This is a genomic window from Bacillus sp. ms-22, assembly GCF_009759805.1.
GTDB classification, from domain to species: Bacteria; Bacillota; Bacilli; order Bacillales; family Bacillaceae; genus Bacillus; species Bacillus xiamenensis.
In genome coordinates, this window is the sequence record NZ_CP046653.1 from 203,840 (window position 1) to 220,375 (window position 16,536).

Below are 16,536 nucleotides of genomic sequence, written 5' to 3' on the forward strand. Positions count from 1 at the left end.
TAAGATGTGAAGACAAGTTTAGAACGTCGTTATTCACATGTGGATAAGTTAAGTGTTAAAATAGACAGGGTGCAAAGCTGTGGATAATTAGATGTGGGGCACTTTCGCTTCGCATTCATTTGTGGTATCTTTAAATTTTGGATTAAGCGTTTTTGATATAGAGATGGACAACGTCCATTTAATAGATAAAAGACTGTCTATTAAGCAGAGAAAGAGGTGAACGTTCGGTGGATACAATTGCAGCAATTTCTACGCCAATGGGTGAAGGGGCAATTGCAATTATTCGTTTAAGTGGGCCTGATGCGGTACAGATTGCTGATCGTATGTATAAGGGGCCTAAGGAGAAAAAACTTGTATCGGTGGATTCTCATACCATTCATTATGGTCATATTGTGGATTCGAGTACTGAGCAAGTGATAGAAGAGGTCATGGTGTCTGTTTTAAGAGCGCCAAAAACATTTACGAGAGAAGACGTTATTGAGATTAACTGCCATGGCGGAATTGTGACGGTCAATAAAGTATTGCAGCTTGCTTTAAGAGAAGGAGCAAGGTTAGCGGAGCCAGGTGAGTTTACAAAACGTGCTTTCTTAAATGGGAGGATCGACCTTTCACAAGCAGAGGCAGTAATGGACTTGATTCGTGCAAAGACAGACCGTGCGATGAATGTAGCGATTACTCAAATGGAGGGACGTCTCTCCGGTTTGATTAAACGACTCCGTGGTGAGATATTGGAGACACTTGCCCATGTTGAAGTGAATATTGACTATCCAGAGTATGACGACGTCGAAGAAATGACACATCGAGTCTTAGTTGAAAAGGCGACATCTGTGAAAAAGGAAATTGAATCGCTGCTAATGACTTCGCAGCAAGGGAAAATTCTACGTGAGGGCTTATCCACTGTTATTATCGGAAGGCCGAATGTTGGGAAGTCATCCTTGTTGAATAGTCTTGTACAGGAAACAAAGGCGATTGTGACGGATATTCCTGGAACAACGAGAGATGTCATCGAGGAATATGTGAATGTAAGAGGTGTACCTCTCCGTCTAGTAGATACTGCGGGTATACGTGAGACTGAGGACATAGTTGAGCGTATAGGAGTTGAACGATCAAGACAGGTCTTAAAAGAAGCTGACCTGATTTTACTTGTGCTCAATTATAGTGAGGAATTATCTGAAGAAGATATTAAGCTTTTTGAGGCTGTCTCAGGTATGGATGTCATTGTGATTATAAATAAGACAGATCTTGAGCCTAAACTCGATGTAGAAAAGGTCAAGCAGTTAGCAAAGGATCGTCCAGTCGTGACGACAGCATTATTACAAGAAAAAGGGATTGATGAGCTCGAAATGGCGATTCAATCATTATTCTTCACAGGTTCAATTGAAAGTGGAGATTTAACGTATGTGAGCAATACGAGGCATATTGCGCTCCTTCAGGCAGCAAAACAATCCATTGAGGACGCTCTTGAAGGAATTGAAATGGACGTACCGATCGACATTGTTCAAATAGATTTAACGCGCTGCTGGGAGCAGCTAGGTGAAATTATTGGGGATGCTGTTCATGAAAGCTTAATTGATCAGTTATTCTCTCAATTCTGTTTAGGAAAGTAAAGGGAGGAACATAAGAAATGGGTTATGAAGCTGGCCAATATGATGTAATCGTCGTCGGTGCCGGTCATGCTGGTGTTGAGGCTGCTCTTGCTTCTGCAAGACAGGGCGCCAAAACACTTGTATTGACCATTAATCTCGATATGGTTGCTTTTATGCCATGTAATCCGTCCGTAGGTGGTCCCGCAAAAGGGATTGTCGTCAGAGAAATTGATGCGCTGGGCGGAGAAATGGCACGAAATATAGATAAGACGCATATTCAAATGCGCATGCTGAATACCGGGAAAGGACCTGCTGTCCGTGCGTTAAGAGCGCAAGCAGATAAGTTCCAATATCAGCACGAAATGAAAAAAACAATGGAAAATGAACCAAACCTGACAATGTTGCAAGGTATGGTAGATCATTTAATTGTAGAAGATGATCAATGTAAAGGTGTCGTGACTCAAACAGGCGCGAATTATCGTGCGAAAGCGGTTGTCCTAACGACAGGAACTTTCTTAAAAGGCCGCATTATTTTAGGGGACCTTTCTTATTCAAGCGGTCCTAATAACCAGCAGCCTTCCATTAAATTATCGGATCATCTAGCAGAATTAGGATTCGATTTGGTTCGTTTTAAAACAGGAACACCGCCTCGAGTGAACAGCCACTCGATTGATTATAGTAAGACAGAAATTCAACCAGGTGACGAGGTACCACGTGCGTTTTCCTATGAAACTGTTGAATATATTACAGACCAATTGCCATGCTGGTTAACATACACGAGTTTAGAGACACATCAAATTATTGATGAGAATCTTCACCGTTCTCCAATGTATTCAGGTATGATTAAAGGAACTGGTCCGAGATATTGCCCTTCCATTGAAGATAAGGTGGTTCGTTTTAATGATAAACCGAGACATCAAATTTTCTTAGAGCCAGAGGGCCGTAATACGCAAGAGGTGTATGTTCAAGGCTTATCTACAAGTCTTCCAGAGGATGTACAGCAGCGTATGCTTTCAACCATCCCAGGACTTGAAAATGTACAAATGATGCGGGCGGGTTATGCGATCGAGTATGATGCGATTGTGCCTACACAACTTTGGCCGACACTTGAGACGAAGAAAATTTCCGGTTTATATACGGCCGGCCAAATTAATGGTACGTCTGGTTATGAGGAAGCAGCAGGTCAAGGAATTATGGCAGGGATTAATGCAGGAAGAAAAGCATTGGGTAAAGAAGAAGTCATTTTAAGCCGATCTGATGCATATATCGGTGTTCTCATTGATGACCTTGTCACGAAGGGGACCAATGAACCTTACCGCCTGTTAACCTCTCGCGCAGAGTATCGTTTACTTCTACGTCATGACAATGCTGATTTAAGATTAACTGAACTTGGATATAACATTGGTTTAATTTCTGAAGAAAGATATCAAGCATTCATGCAGAAAAAAGAAGCTATTGAAGCAGAGAAAAAACGTTTATATTCTGTCATCATTAAACCGACAGCAGAAACACAAGAATATATTCGTTCACTTGGCGGAAGTGAATTGAAGGACGGGATTCGTGCAAGTGATTTGATGAAACGTCCAGAGATGAACTATGAATCTGTTGTGAAACTAGCGCCTGCTGAAACACCGCTTCCTGCTGACGTGTGTGAGCAGGTAGAGATTCAAATGAAATACGAAGGTTATATCGAAAAGTCGCTCCAACAAGTTGAAAAGCTGAAAAAGATGGAGAACAAAAAGATTCCGGATCGAATCGATTATGATGCCATCAAAGGGATTGCAACTGAAGCGAAACAAAAGCTGAAAGAAGTCCGACCGCTTTCTGTTGCACAGGCTTCTCGTATTTCAGGCGTTAACCCTGCTGATATTTCTATCCTTTTAGTGTATTTGGAGCAGGGACGTATTGCGAAGATAGCAGAGTAGAAAGGATGTCGGCATGAACATTGATCAATTTACAGCAGCACTAGAGGAGAAAGGGATCACTCTTTCTCCAGTGCAGCTTGAACAATTTGAAACATACTTCCGCATGCTTGTAGAATGGAACGGGAAGATGAATTTAACGTCCATTACAGAAAAGGAAGAAGTGTATTTAAAGCATTTTTATGATTCGATATCAGCAGCATTTTTTATTGATTTTCACAATGTGACAACGATTTGTGATATTGGAGCTGGTGCTGGTTTTCCAAGCATTCCTCTTAAAATTTGTTTCCCTCATCTACATGTGACCATTGTTGATTCTCTTCAGAAACGCATTACGTTTCTCAATGAGTTAGCAAAAGGGTTAAACTTACAAGATACTACTTTTTATCATGATCGTGCGGAAACCTTTGGCCAACGTAAGGACCAGCGTGAAAGCTACGACCTTGTCACTGCTAGAGCGGTTGCGCGTTTATCTGTCTTGAGCGAACTCTGCCTGCCCCTTGTGAAGAAGGACGGATTGTTTGTGGCATTAAAAGCATCTGCAGCTGATGAAGAAATGCAAGCAGGAAAAAAAGCCGTCACTGTCCTTGGAGGAGAGGTTGTTGAAAAGCATTCCTTTGTTCTTCCTTTAGAAGAAAGCGAACGGAACATCATTGTCATTGAAAAGAAAAAGCAAACACCAAAAAAATATCCTAGAAAACCAGGAACACCTAATAAATCACCAATAGAAGGTTGATCATGTAAAAGGTCGGTTTTTCTTCAATATTTAAGATTTTACAGAAGGAAAAAACATGAGAAAATAGAATTATAAAAAGGTAGTTTTTAAAGGTGGTGTAGGTTCATGAAGCATTCACTCTCACGCTTCTTCGGGCTTGGTGACAAAGAACATCCTGAGCATGAAACCGAATTAGAGGCAGAGATTGCTGAGCATGATACATTAAAGGAAGAGATACAGGAGCTCCCGGTCGACACAATTATGCCAAACCGTTTTCAGCCACGCACCATTTTTTCACAAGAAAAAATACAAGAGCTGGCCACGACGATTCATACCCATGGCATTATTCAACCGATTGTTGTTAGACCAACAGAAGAAGAAGGAAAATATGAACTGATCGCCGGCGAAAGACGTTGGAGGGCGGTACAAACTCTTCAATGGGAGAAGATCCCCGCTATTATAAAAGATTTTACTGATACGGAAACGGCATCTGTGGCATTGATTGAAAATTTGCAAAGGGAAGAGCTATCTGCAATTGAAGAGGCTCATGCTTATGCACGTCTTTTAGAGCTTCATGATTTAACGCAAGAGGCGCTTGCTCAGCGTTTAGGTAAGGGACAATCGACAGTTGCAAACAAATTAAGACTTTTAAAGTTACCTGAAGAGGTACAACAGGCTATTTTGGAGAAGAAAATCTCTGAGAGACATGCACGTTCACTTGTACCCCTAAAGCTGCCAGAATTACAAATCACGCTATTGCAGGAAATCATCGAAAAGCAGCTGAATGTGAAACAGACTGAAGAGCGTGTAGTGAAAATGCTTGAACAAAAAACAGATCGCAAACCGAAGCCAAAACGCAAGGCATTTAGCCGTGACACACGAATTGCGATGAATACCATTCGGCAGTCTCTCCACATGGTAGAAGACAGCGGACTTAAAATAAATACCGAGGAAGAAGAATTTGAGGAATATATCCAATTAACCATTCGAATTCCTAAATAGAAAGCAGCTGATGAGATCCACTCGTCAGCTTTTTTTGTATGCCTTTCTTCTAAATGCATCATATTTACTTATTATTCATTAATTGGTAAAATATGATTTTCATAGTAGAAAGGAGGTGACATTTAACTGATGAAGTTGAAAAAGACTATTTTTTCTATTATCTGTTATTTACTATTCTCTTTTTCTCTTTATTCAAATGAAACGACCGTATTTGCTGTGAGTACGTCAGCGAGACAGGATGCTCATTCAGATGGTGAAACGATCACGAAGGAAGAACTGAACGTTCTGAAGAAAAAAGGCGTGGTTTCTAAAGATGTGACGGTTCAACAATTAAATCTGGATCAGGGGTCTCAGGGTGATGCGATCGATGTGATCACGGCTGATGATGCTTTGAAAAACTATGGCTTACGGCAAAACAAACAGGATGAGGTGGTATCTGATGAAAAGCCGCATACTGTTCGCCATCTTTTAGGTAAGCCGTATCCTGGTACCGATATTATGCCTCAAAAAGGGGATATATTGGTGACAAGCACTGGTGCTTTGAATGGTCTAATTGGTCATGCAGGTATCGTCATTAACGAGAAAAACTATGCATCTATTCCTGGGTTTAGACAGCATCCAAATATTGATTCCATCCATAGCTGGTTTCGTTATAGTGCCAATACAAAGGTGATACGGGTCAATCATCAGGAAAAGGCGAGTCTAGCAGGGGATTGGGCGCACGATTATGTGAAAGACCATCCGAAGGCTCGATATTCGATCACAATGTCTATTCAATCGTTGGACCCGACGTATTGTTCAAAGATTGTCTGGCAGGCCTACGCCAAAACAGGTGATGCTGTTGGTCATGCGACATTTACCATTAAGGCGCCCTATGGATTTTTGAAAAAGAAAAACTATAAAACAGTGACCCCTAAAGTCATTGTGAGCGAAGGACGTAAAATTGGCGGGTTACATTTTTGATATGGATCTCCCTCACTTTTAATGAAAGTGAGGGGTTTTTTATATATATTCATTCCTCTTAAAAAATATATTAATATACCTTTTGTGTGTATTTTCATTCATCCGTCCATGTACGAAAATAGATATTCACCGACGAATTTATAATGGAGAAACAAAAAAAGCAAACGTTTCATACTTTTTTTGATAGAATAGAAAGTATGAATGAATGAGAAACTTGTTAAGTTGAAAGTGGGTGACATCGTGGGGAAAATCATAGCGATTACCAACCAGAAGGGCGGCGTTGGGAAGACGACGACTTCTGTTAATTTGGGTGCGTGTTTAGCATACATAGGAAAACGAGTGTTGTTAGTTGATATTGATCCGCAGGGCAATGCCACGAGTGGTATTGGGATTGAGAAGGCCGACGTAGAGAAATGTGTGTACGATATTTTAGTTGATGATGCAGATGTACTTGATGTGATTAAGACGACAGAGGTCGAAAATCTTGATGTCATTCCTGCGACAATACAGCTTGCAGGGGCTGAAATTGAGCTTGTGCCTACGATCTCACGTGAAGTGAGGCTGAAGAGAGCACTTGAATCTGTTAAGCAAAATTATGATTATATGATTATTGACTGTCCTCCATCACTTGGATTACTGACGATTAATGCGTTAACTGCATCCGATTCCGTTTTAATACCGGTTCAGTGTGAATATTATGCGCTTGAAGGATTGAGTCAGCTGTTAAACACAGTTCGTCTTGTGCAGAAACATCTAAATACCGATCTTGCCATTGAAGGTGTCTTGCTGACAATGCTTGATGCAAGAACAAATCTTGGGATTCAGGTTATTGAAGAAGTGAAGAAATACTTTAGAGACAAAGTCTATCAGACCGTCATTCCGAGAAATGTGAGACTGAGTGAAGCGCCTAGTCACGGGAAGCCTATTATCTTGTATGATCCACGTTCAAGAGGTGCAGATGTCTATTTAGACTTAGCAAAGGAAGTGGATGCGAATGGCTAAAGGTCTTGGAAAGGGTATTAATGCACTATTTACAAACGTAGACTCAAATGAAGAAACTGTCGAAGAAATCAAATTAAAGGATTTACGTCCGAATCCGTATCAGCCGAGGAAAACATTCGACGATGATGCATTGTCTGATCTCAAAGAATCAATTCAGCAGCACGGTGTTTTACAGCCAATTATTGTTCGAAAGTCGATTAAAGGATATGACATTGTAGCAGGAGAGCGACGTTTCAGAGCAGCACAACAAGCTGGCCTGACAACGATTCCTGCGATTGTCAGAGAATTTTCAGAAACGCTGATGAGAGAGATTGCGCTTTTGGAAAACTTACAGCGCGAGGATTTATCTCCTTTAGAGGAAGCGGAAGCCTATGCCTCCTTGCTGGAACATTTAAGTGTGACTCAGGAGGAATTAGCGAAGCGGCTAGGGAAGAGCAGACCGCATATAGCGAACCATCTTCGTCTATTGACATTACCAGAAGAAGTGCAAAAACGAATTGCGGATGGAACGTTATCCATGGGACATGGACGCACATTGCTTAGCTTGAAAAATAAGAAAAAGATTGCGCCTTTGGTAAAGAAAATCGTGGACGAGGGGTTAAATGTACGTCAGGTTGAGAAGCTTGTTCAGCAATTAAATGAAAATGTTCCACGTGAAACAAAGAAAAAAGAAGCACCAAAGGATCGAGTGTTGAAAGAAAGAGAGTCCTTCTTACAAAATTATTTTGGTACTTCAGTGACGATCAAAAAACAGAAGAAAAAAGGGAAAATAGAGATTGAATTTCTCTCAAATGAAGATTTAGAAAGAATTCTTGAATTACTGTCTGCGAGAGAATCATCCGAGTGACCATCTTGATATGAGATGGTCTTTTTTATATTCTCCCAGTGATATTTTGAATAGGACTGAAGAGAGAACGGCTTTTTTCTCTTGTCCAATCCATTTGATCAATGTGAGATAGACTTTCAGAAAGTGTATTGGCCATAGACATGACAAGATGAAGACGTGTATTTTGGAGAACGAAGTATTCCATAAACCCACTCACGTTGACAATCCCATTGATATGAATATCTCCTACCTCCGGGAGCTCCTTTTGCACACCTGCCCCAGGCTTTAACGGTCCTTCTCCAATTTGGAACGAACCTACACTTTTCACTCTTCCTAAGCAGGCATCAACCGCTACGATAAATGGATGTTTATGAGCTTGTTCAATTTCGGCGAGCTTTTCCTTTAAATTGACAGCGTGTACTGGGTCAGAGAGGGTTCCGTATACATGAAGCTTTTTCAAATCGAGACCTGAAAGCTTTGTTCCAACAAGTGGACCTAGAGAGTCGCCAGTTGAGCGGTCTGTTCCAATGCAGACGATGGCAACGGGTCTTTTCCCTGCTTTCTGAAGATGCGAGAATAAAATACTTTTAAGCTGCTGAATGGCATTTGTATCCGTATGGGACACGTATTCTTTCACCCTATTTCTAAAAAAAAGACCGTTCTTGCTATTCATAGGTCTCACTTCCTTGTCATAGTAGTTAGTAACAGTATACGGAAACAAGCTTAATTCTATACCTATGAGGTGATGATTGTGTGGAAGGCTGGTTCAAGGTGGACACTTTTAATATTAGGAAGCTTAATAGGAGCGGGATATGCTTCCGGTCAAGAAATTTGGCAGTTTTTTGGCCTTGATAGTGGACTAGCCATTCTACTGTTTACGCTGATGTTTATGCTGTCTACCTATGTGGTGTTAAAAATTAGCTATGAGGTGCGTGCCGATCACTTTGTGCCAGTGCTAGAGCGGCTTGTAGGTCCATGGCTGGCTAAGGTGTATGACATTTTAATTGTCCTTTATTTATTCACGACCACAACGGTCATGATTGCTGGCGGCGGGGTCACACTTGAGATGTATCATGTGCCATTTTGGATTGGAATCGGAGCGTTTTGTTTCTTTTCATTTATGATTTTTTTCTGGGACGTGAAAGGGCTCTTATCTGTGAATGCTTTCATTATACCAATTTTGGTTGTGGGGCTCATCTATGCGTTTGTTTTTTATTATATGAATCATGATCATATGTGGAGAATTGATTTCGGTCAGCAGTACAATTGGCCTGCCAGTATTGTCTTTGCCTCTTTGAATATATTATCTGTTGTGGCGGTGCTGTCTTCGGTTGGAAAAGAAATGAAGGGGCTTGGAGAAGCCAAGGTTGCGAGTATACTAAGCGGTTTGATTTTTGGCGTCATCTCTTATGTATATAATGAAATACTGGTCGATATTTCTGGCAGTCTTTCAGCAGAGGGAATTCCTTTGTTTACAGTATTAGAGGGGGCGCCAACGTCATTGTTTGTGTTTATGACCATTGTCCTTTGTTTAGCCATTTATACAACAACAGCTGCGGGTTTATTTGGGTTATCCAGCCGGATGCTCTCTTTTGTACGAATGCCTCGATGGTTTATTGTATTCGTTATGCTTCTTTTGATGGCGCCTTTAACCTCGCTAGGATTTGCTGATTTGATTGCTTTTTTGTATCCGATTTATAGCTTGTTAAACCTTTATTTGCTCGTTTGTTTAATGCTGTATCCGATTTTAAGTAAAAAGATATTCTCTCGGTCTAAAAATTATATTGATAAAATAAAATAAGCACCTCTCTTACCAAGAGTAGTGCTTATTTGATCCGAATGGAATCGATGGCTTCTTTGATATCGTCATATACGGGCATGTGCTGAAGACGCTGAAGACGTTCCTCTAATTCTGAGATGGCTTGTCCCTTTAAATGCTGGGATAGATGTTGTTTGACAATGGTTGTCTGGTTCATCATATCCTCTGTTTTGGACAATTGGTACTCCAAGTGCACGCGGGTGTTTGCCAATTCGTCATGCAGCCGCATTTTCAGCAATCGCTTTAAATCCTTTCTCTGTCCCTCTCTGCGCATAGCCTGGATGGCGGCAATTTCTTCAGGAGATTGCGATTGTGCTTGAGGTGCGGACTGATTTTCGAATACAGACATCGAGCGGTGGGCACTCACATTTTGCAGAAAACGCTGGGCGTCACTAGGAGGTTTATTTTGGTTGATCATACGTTGACTCCTTTCTTACCGAATACCCATTTGCATCGCAAGGCGTCGATCTGCCTTGGCATAGTCATCACCCATTGTGTACATATGTCTTGAAAGGGTAGAAAGTTCTTGTTCATAGTCTCTCAGGGTGTACAAGGCATTCAGTTGTTTTTCATGTGAATAAAAGGATGAATGGTGCTGCTCCATCCTGACTTCTTCTAACAGTGATTCTACATCGCTATGACTTAATAGATCATAGTGGCCAAAGCCAACAAGGCCTTTGAGCTCTTGTTTTACATGATGGACAGCGTCTTTTACACTTTCATCGATCCCATCTATTTTTTCAAATATCGTTTGCACCTCATGATCAATAATGCTTTGTAGGTCATACGATGAATTTTTTAGTAAATGGGATTTTATGATAATTTCAAGCCCGTTTTGTGCATATGCACGGCCTGAATTGATTTCTTGCAAAAGCATGGTCGTAAAGCTTGTATTGTGATCAAGCTGTTCATCTAAAATACGAGCAGCTCCATTCGAATGGAATGAATACCCATTTACCTTGAAATCTCCTGATACGAGAGCTAAAAATGCATTTGTATCAAATGATGGGTTCCATTCTATATTCATAGACGCAAAAGCTGATTTTAAAAAGGTGTCCATTTCTCTTTTGTTATATTGATTGGAGTCTTGGACTGTGCCTTGGTCCCGAGGCGGTACAGTGTACTTCACTTGTCCAATCCCATGATCGTGGCGATTAAGTAAACCTACGTAATGATTGGGTTGAATATATTCCGTGAGAACATGAGTATATTTTCCTTGCAGCGCCTGTTGCTGAATCATTGGAGACAGGCTGCTCCATATATTTGGGCTATCAAATGTGATCGCTTTTTTGACAGCTGGCTGTTCTGTCGCAATATAAGCACAAACAGCACCGGCAAGAGCTTGTCCAGTGAGATAGATGGCTGCATTTGGGTGCTTCTGACAGACTTGCTCAATGTATTCTTTTCCTTTAAAAAAGACATGATCTTGATTCCCAGCCAAGGACTTCCTTTCAATGGGATAGACATAATCCGTTTTGAGCAATGAAAGGGCGGCCGTGTGAACATCTTGTGAGGATGTGACCTTCATTTGCTTTGGCAGCGGACAGTGAAAAGCGACAATATATTCATCTGAACGCTCATGCTGCATTGTTAAACCATATAATTGATGATCGATTTGTAGAAAATCGTGGACAGTGAGCGTTTGCTGACCTATTTCTATCGTATGGTGCTGCTGGTAATTGTCTGCGTTTCCAGCATGATCGGATATGATTTTATATTCTTTATCGGTTAATCTATCCTTTCGATTGACCATCGTACCTGCTCCCTCACTTAACATTTATGCAGATATCATAAATCAAAAAATATGGAAAAACCACAGCGTTCTACCAATAAAAACCTTTTGGCCTACAGTGTTTGTGACAATATTGAAAAAAAGCGGAGTTTAAGTAACTATCGGTCACAAATAAAATGATCTAAAAGGAGTATTTTTTTATAAAAAAAGAACGGGACTGACGCAAGAAAGTATCTCTTTATTTTGTTCATTGCTCTCCGTCACCGTTTTTTTGTACAATAGATTCAATGAAGTGAGCAAGAGAGGTGAAGGCTGATGGCAGACAAAGCGTTTGGGTTACATGACGTCGTTGAAATGAAAAAACCCCATCCATGTGGTGCCAATCGGTGGAAAGTCATTCGTTTGGGCATGGATATTCGCATTAAATGCGAAGGGTGCGGGCACAGCGTGATGATCCCAAGAAGAGATTTTGAACGAAAAATGAAGAAAATTCTCGTCAAGCATGAAGAGCCGACTGCTTAAGTAGGCCTCATGCTTTTTTTAATTAAATTTGTCTTTTGTATAGAGAAACAGATGCAATATTCCGTTTTAAAGTTCTGATTTAGTCTTTTTGGTGATGTTTCTACTATTGAAAATACATAATGGTTAGCTTGTCTTTTCATGTAAACCTACTTATAATTGCTCTAGGTTCATATTACGCAGTATAACGAGCACGTTTCATATAGAGGAGATGAAAGAATGGCTTTAACAGCTGGTATTGTTGGCTTACCTAACGTCGGGAAGTCAACGCTATTTAATGCAATTACACAGGCTGGAGCGGAGTCTGCTAACTATCCGTTCTGTACCATTGATCCAAACGTCGGAATTGTAGAAGTTCCAGACGAACGTTTACAAAAGCTGACAGAATTGGTGCGGCCGAAAAAGACAGTTCCGACTGCTTTTGAATTCACTGATATTGCTGGTATTGTCAAAGGTGCCTCTAAAGGTGAAGGGTTAGGAAATAAATTCCTTTCTCATATTCGCCAAGTAGATGCGATCTGTCATGTGGTAAGAGCTTTTGCCGATGATAACATTACACACGTATCAGGTAAGGTTGATCCAGTATCAGATATTGAAACGATTAATTTAGAATTGATTTTGGCTGATCTAGAAACGGTTGAAAAGCGATTAACTCGTGTGAGTAAGCTTGCGAAACAAAAGGACAAGGAAGCTGTAGCTGAATTTGAGATTTTGACGAAGCTAAAGGACGCGTTTGAAGCTGGGAAATCTGCAAGATCTGTAGAATTTACAGATGAGCAGCAAAAGCTTGTGAAACAGCTTCATTTACTAACGTCTAAACCCATTCTTTATGTAGCAAATGTGAGCGAGGATGAAGTTGCGGATCAGGACGGTAATGAATATGTGCAGCAAATTCGTGAGTTTGCCTCTGGCGAAAATGCTGAAGTGATCGTTGTTTGTGCTAAGATCGAGTCTGAAATTGCAGAGCTTGAAGGAGAAGAGAAGCAGATGTTCCTTGAAGAACTCGGCATCAAAGAATCAGGACTAGATCAGCTGATTAAAGCGTCTTATTCACTTCTAGGCTTAGCTACGTATTTCACAGCAGGTGAGCAGGAAGTACGTGCCTGGACATTTAAAAAAGGAATGAAGGCACCAGAATGTGCTGGAATTATTCACACGGACTTTGAGCGTGGATTTATTCGTGCTGAAACGGTTGCTTATGAGGATTTACTAGCTGGCGGAAGCATGTCTGCTGCGAAAGAGGCAGGGAAAGTTCGTTTAGAAGGTAAAGAATACGAAGTGAAAGATGGAGACGTCATTCATTTCCGTTTTAACGTATAGGTTCTTGTCATAGACCAAGTGATTTGTTATAATATACAATTGTGAGTAATATAATTTATTGCTCCTTGCCCGTTTAGGGCCGCTTAGACCAAAAGGAGGTGCAATCAGATGAGAAAGTACGAAGTTATGTACATCATCCGCCCAACAGTTGACGATGAGGCTAAAAAAGCAGTTATCGAGCGTTTCAATAACGTGTTAACTTCTAACGGTGCGGAGATCACTGGAACAAAGGATTGGGGTAAACGTCGTCTTGCATACGAAATCAACGATTTCCGTGACGGTTTCTACCAAATCGTAAACGTTCAATCTGACGCTGCAGCAGTTCAAGAATTTGACCGCTTAGCTAAGATCAGTGACGATATCATTCGCCACATTGTTGTGAAAGAAGAAGAATAAATCATTGAAATATATATCTAAAGGTGGTCTTTCAATATGCTAAACCGTGTTGTATTGGTCGGAAGACTAACAAAAGACCCTGAGCTTCGCTACACGCCTAATGGTGCGGCTGTAGCCACGTTTACTCTAGCGGTGAATCGTACGTTTACGAATCAATCTGGAGAGCGTGAAGCCGATTTCATTAACTGTGTTACTTGGAGAAGACAAGCCGAGAATGTGGCTAACTTCTTGAAAAAAGGAAGTCTTGCCGGTGTAGACGGTCGCTTGCAGACAAGAAACTATGAAAATCAGCAAGGACAGCGTGTCTTCGTGACAGAAGTTCAAGCTGAAAGTGTTCAATTTCTTGAGCCGAAAAGTGGCGGTGCTGGTTCAGGTGGATACAGCGGCGGTGGCAATAGCGGAGGCCAGTATTATGGCGGCAGCCAAAACGATCAGAATCCATTTGGAAATGAACCAAATCAAAGTCAATATGGCAATCAAAACAACCAAAATCGTAATCAGGGGAATAGCTTCAATGATGACCCATTTGCGAATGACGGTAAACCGATTGACATCTCCGATGATGATTTGCCATTCTAATTGAACTGAAAAAATAACTAAAGGAAAGGTGTGAAAACAAATGGCAGGTGGACGCAGAGGCGGTCGTGCGAAACGTCGTAAAGTATGTTTCTTTACTTCTAACGGTATCACGCACATCGATTACAAAGATGTTGATCTTCTTAGAAAGTTTGTTTCTGAGCGTGGTAAAATTTTACCTCGTCGTGTAACAGGAACTAGCGCTAAGTATCAACGTAAATTGACTTTAGCGATCAAAAGATCACGTCAAATGGCATTACTTCCATACGTGACTGGTGAGTAAGTCGTTGACTTAAAAGCGAAGAGCCTTGAGCTCTTCGCTTTTTTTATTAAATAAAATAGATCAAAAGAAAAGCAGGTCTGCTATTTGTATAGTGACCCTGTTTTTTTAAAAAGAAAAAACAAAAATCGTTGACATTTATTTAAAAACATCATATCCTTAATTCGAGATAAATATATTTTTTTGGTTTAATATCTCGAATTCGAGATAATATAAAGGCATCAGTTAAGACATAATGAATAGAGTTACTTGTATTAGGAGGTCATTAGAGGTGAAGAAAACAGAAGGAATTCACCATATTACAGCCATCGTGGGTCATCCTCAGGAGAACGTTGATTTTTATGCAGGTGTTTTAGGTCTCCGTCTTGTGAAGAAGACCGTGAATTTTGATGATCCTGGCACCTATCATTTATATTTTGGGAATGAAGAGGGATCTCCAGGTACCATTATTACGTTTTTCCCTTGGCCAGGCGCACAAAAGGGACAAATTGGAGCAGGCCAAGTCGGTGTGACAACCTATGTCGTACCGACAGGCGCGTTCTCTTTCTGGAAGGAACGTCTTGAGCAGTTTGATGTTTCTTATCAAACGGTTGAACGCTTTGGTGAGGCCTTTCTCTCATTTGAAGATCCGCACGGCTTGTTGATTGAGCTTGTAGAGCGTGAGGAAGGAAAGCCAAATGAGTGGACATTTAATGGGGTCACTCCAGATGCAGCGATTAAAGGGTTTGGGGGAGCTATTTTATTCACATCACAGCCGGAGCAAACAATGCAGCTGTTAGAGCAAACGATGGGGCTTGAACGAGTCGGCGAAGATGAGGGTTATGTGAGATTCCGTTCGTTCGGTGATATTGGGAATGTTATTGATGTGAAAAAGACACCTGTTGCACGAGGCCGTATGGGCGTGGGTGTTGTACATCATATTGCGTGGAGAGCAACAGATGATCAGGATCAATTAGATTGGCAAAGACATATTGCGCAAAGCGGGTACCAAGTGACACCTGTGCAAGACCGAAATTACTTCAATTCCATTTATTTTCGAGAGCTTGGCGGCATATTATTTGAGATTGCGACCGATCCCCCAGGTTTTGCACATGATGAATCTGTGGAAACAATGGGTGCAGCGTTGAAACTGCCGCCGCAATATGAGGAGCAGCGCAGTCAGATTGAACAAATCGTGCTTCCGATTGAGGTAAGAGAAATAAAAGGGAAAGGAGATTCATGATGAAGCATCTTTTTCAAAAAGGAAAGAATGAACAAAAACCGGTCCTGCTCCTGCTGCATGGAACTGGCGGGACAGAACATGATTTATTGCCGCTTGCAGAGGTGGTAGATCCTGACGCATCTGTTCTTAGTGTAAGAGGAAATGTGTTAGAAAACGGCATGCCGCGCTTTTTCAGGCGTTTGGCAGAGGGTGTTTTTGATGAGCAAGATTTAATTGAGCGTACAGAGGAATTATATACATTTATCGGGGAAGCAGCAGATAAGTATGGATTTGATCGTCACAATGTTGTAGCCATCGGCTATTCAAACGGGGCGAATATTGCTGGAAGTCTGTTATTCCATTACGGAGATGCGCTGAAAGGAGCGATCCTGCATCATCCAATGGTCCCAAGACGAGGGGTTTCATTACCTTCATTAGTGGGGAAACAAGTCTTTATAGCAGCTGGTGAAAATGATCCAATGTGCCGTCCAGAGGAATCTCAGGAACTGGAGCAACTGCTTCAGGAGGCGGGAGCATCCGTAACGCTTCATTGGGAAAATCGTGGACATCAGCTAACGAGAGAAGAAGTCGATGCTGCGGCATTGTGGTATCGTCGTCAATTTAAATAAGGTGGGGAATACAGGTGGGATTTTTACAGAAGCTTTTTGGGCAAACCA

18 protein-coding genes are annotated in these 16,536 nt (G+C 41.2%); 15 read left to right on the top strand and 3 right to left on the bottom strand.

Annotated elements, in window-relative coordinates:
* Nucleotides 1-227 precede the first annotated feature (227 nt).
* The 7 genes from mnmE (at nucleotide 228) to GPA07_RS01180 (ending at nucleotide 8,037) form a co-directional block, all read left to right on the top strand.
* Entirely contained in the window at nucleotides 228-1,607 is a 1,380-nt protein-coding gene (mnmE, locus tag GPA07_RS01150) for a tRNA uridine-5-carboxymethylaminomethyl(34) synthesis GTPase MnmE (protein ID WP_157291884.1), read from the top strand.
* A 17-nt stretch (nucleotides 1,608-1,624) separates the two neighbouring features.
* Nucleotides 1,625-3,511 carry a tRNA uridine-5-carboxymethylaminomethyl(34) synthesis enzyme MnmG gene (mnmG, locus tag GPA07_RS01155; protein WP_008360898.1) on the top strand — a complete coding sequence of 629 codons (1,887 nt, stop codon included), beginning with the start codon at nucleotides 1,625-1,627 and terminating at the stop codon, nucleotides 3,509-3,511.
* Between the two features lie 13 nt (nucleotides 3,512-3,524).
* Nucleotides 3,525-4,244 carry a 16S rRNA (guanine(527)-N(7))-methyltransferase RsmG gene (gene rsmG / locus GPA07_RS01160; protein WP_157291885.1) on the top strand — a complete coding sequence of 240 codons (720 nt, stop codon included), beginning with the start codon at nucleotides 3,525-3,527 and terminating at the stop codon, nucleotides 4,242-4,244.
* Nucleotides 4,245-4,349: 105 nt separating this feature from the next.
* Nucleotides 4,350-5,225, top strand: a complete 876-nt coding sequence (gene noc, locus GPA07_RS01165; RefSeq protein ID WP_008360893.1) for a nucleoid occlusion protein — start codon at nucleotides 4,350-4,352, stop codon at nucleotides 5,223-5,225.
* Between the two features lie 129 nt (nucleotides 5,226-5,354).
* Entirely contained in the window at nucleotides 5,355-6,188 is an 834-nt protein-coding gene (locus GPA07_RS01170; protein ID WP_157291886.1) for a C40 family peptidase, read from the top strand.
* A gap of 240 nt (nucleotides 6,189-6,428) precedes the next feature.
* Nucleotides 6,429-7,190, top strand: a complete 762-nt coding sequence (gene soj, locus GPA07_RS01175) for a sporulation initiation inhibitor protein Soj (RefSeq protein WP_008360890.1) — start codon at nucleotides 6,429-6,431, stop codon at nucleotides 7,188-7,190.
* Nucleotides 7,183-8,037: a ParB/RepB/Spo0J family partition protein gene (locus GPA07_RS01180; protein ID WP_008360886.1), complete on the top strand. Its 855-nt coding sequence runs from the start codon at nucleotides 7,183-7,185 to the stop codon at nucleotides 8,035-8,037. The genes soj and GPA07_RS01180 overlap by 8 nt, the downstream gene beginning before the upstream one ends.
* Before the next feature lie 25 nt (nucleotides 8,038-8,062).
* Here GPA07_RS01180 and yyaC read toward each other — a convergent pair whose 3' ends face one another.
* Nucleotides 8,063-8,689, bottom strand: coding sequence for a spore protease YyaC (gene yyaC / locus GPA07_RS01185; protein ID WP_008359093.1), 627 nt, complete (start codon nucleotides 8,687-8,689; stop codon nucleotides 8,063-8,065).
* A 72-nt stretch (nucleotides 8,690-8,761) separates the two neighbouring features.
* Here yyaC and GPA07_RS01190 point away from each other — a divergent pair, with 72 nt between their 5' ends.
* A complete protein-coding gene (locus GPA07_RS01190) occupies nucleotides 8,762-9,817 on the top strand; it encodes a YkvI family membrane protein (protein ID WP_082194749.1) in 1,056 nt (351 codons plus the stop codon).
* A 25-nt stretch (nucleotides 9,818-9,842) separates the two neighbouring features.
* Here GPA07_RS01190 and GPA07_RS01195 read toward each other — a convergent pair whose 3' ends face one another.
* Both GPA07_RS01195 and GPA07_RS01200 read right to left on the bottom strand, forming a co-directional pair.
* Nucleotides 9,843-10,253, bottom strand: coding sequence for a hypothetical protein (locus GPA07_RS01195; protein WP_157291887.1), 411 nt, complete (start codon nucleotides 10,251-10,253; stop codon nucleotides 9,843-9,845).
* Between the two features lie 15 nt (nucleotides 10,254-10,268).
* Complete coding sequence (locus GPA07_RS01200; RefSeq protein WP_157291888.1) at nucleotides 10,269-11,588, bottom strand: hydrolase; 1,320 nt, start codon at nucleotides 11,586-11,588, stop codon at nucleotides 10,269-10,271.
* A gap of 294 nt (nucleotides 11,589-11,882) precedes the next feature.
* Between GPA07_RS01200 and GPA07_RS01205 the strand changes: the two genes are divergently transcribed.
* From GPA07_RS01205 to GPA07_RS01235, 7 genes are all read left to right on the top strand, one after another.
* A complete protein-coding gene (locus GPA07_RS01205; protein ID WP_008347561.1) occupies nucleotides 11,883-12,089 on the top strand; it encodes a DUF951 domain-containing protein in 207 nt (68 codons plus the stop codon).
* 216 nt (nucleotides 12,090-12,305) lie between these two features.
* Nucleotides 12,306-13,406, top strand: coding sequence for a redox-regulated ATPase YchF (gene ychF / locus GPA07_RS01210; protein ID WP_008359102.1), 1,101 nt, complete (start codon nucleotides 12,306-12,308; stop codon nucleotides 13,404-13,406).
* Nucleotides 13,407-13,514: 108 nt separating this feature from the next.
* Nucleotides 13,515-13,802 (top strand): 30S ribosomal protein S6, encoded by a 288-nt coding sequence (rpsF, locus tag GPA07_RS01215; protein WP_008359103.1) that lies wholly within the window; start codon nucleotides 13,515-13,517, stop codon nucleotides 13,800-13,802.
* Nucleotides 13,803-13,838: 36 nt separating this feature from the next.
* Nucleotides 13,839-14,381: a single-stranded DNA-binding protein SsbA gene (gene ssbA, locus GPA07_RS01220; protein ID WP_157291889.1), complete on the top strand. Its 543-nt coding sequence runs from the start codon at nucleotides 13,839-13,841 to the stop codon at nucleotides 14,379-14,381.
* A 40-nt stretch (nucleotides 14,382-14,421) separates the two neighbouring features.
* Complete coding sequence (rpsR, locus tag GPA07_RS01225) at nucleotides 14,422-14,661, top strand: 30S ribosomal protein S18 (RefSeq protein WP_008359105.1); 240 nt, start codon at nucleotides 14,422-14,424, stop codon at nucleotides 14,659-14,661.
* A gap of 232 nt (nucleotides 14,662-14,893) precedes the next feature.
* A complete protein-coding gene (locus GPA07_RS01230; RefSeq protein ID WP_198303833.1) occupies nucleotides 14,894-15,880 on the top strand; it encodes a ring-cleaving dioxygenase in 987 nt (328 codons plus the stop codon).
* The gene (locus GPA07_RS01235; RefSeq protein ID WP_157291891.1) at nucleotides 15,877-16,488 is read left to right on the top strand and encodes an alpha/beta hydrolase; all 612 of its coding nucleotides are present in this window, start codon (nucleotides 15,877-15,879) and stop codon (nucleotides 16,486-16,488) included. Before GPA07_RS01230 ends, GPA07_RS01235 begins: the two co-directional genes overlap by 4 nt.
* Nucleotides 16,489-16,536: the final 48 nt, after the last annotated feature.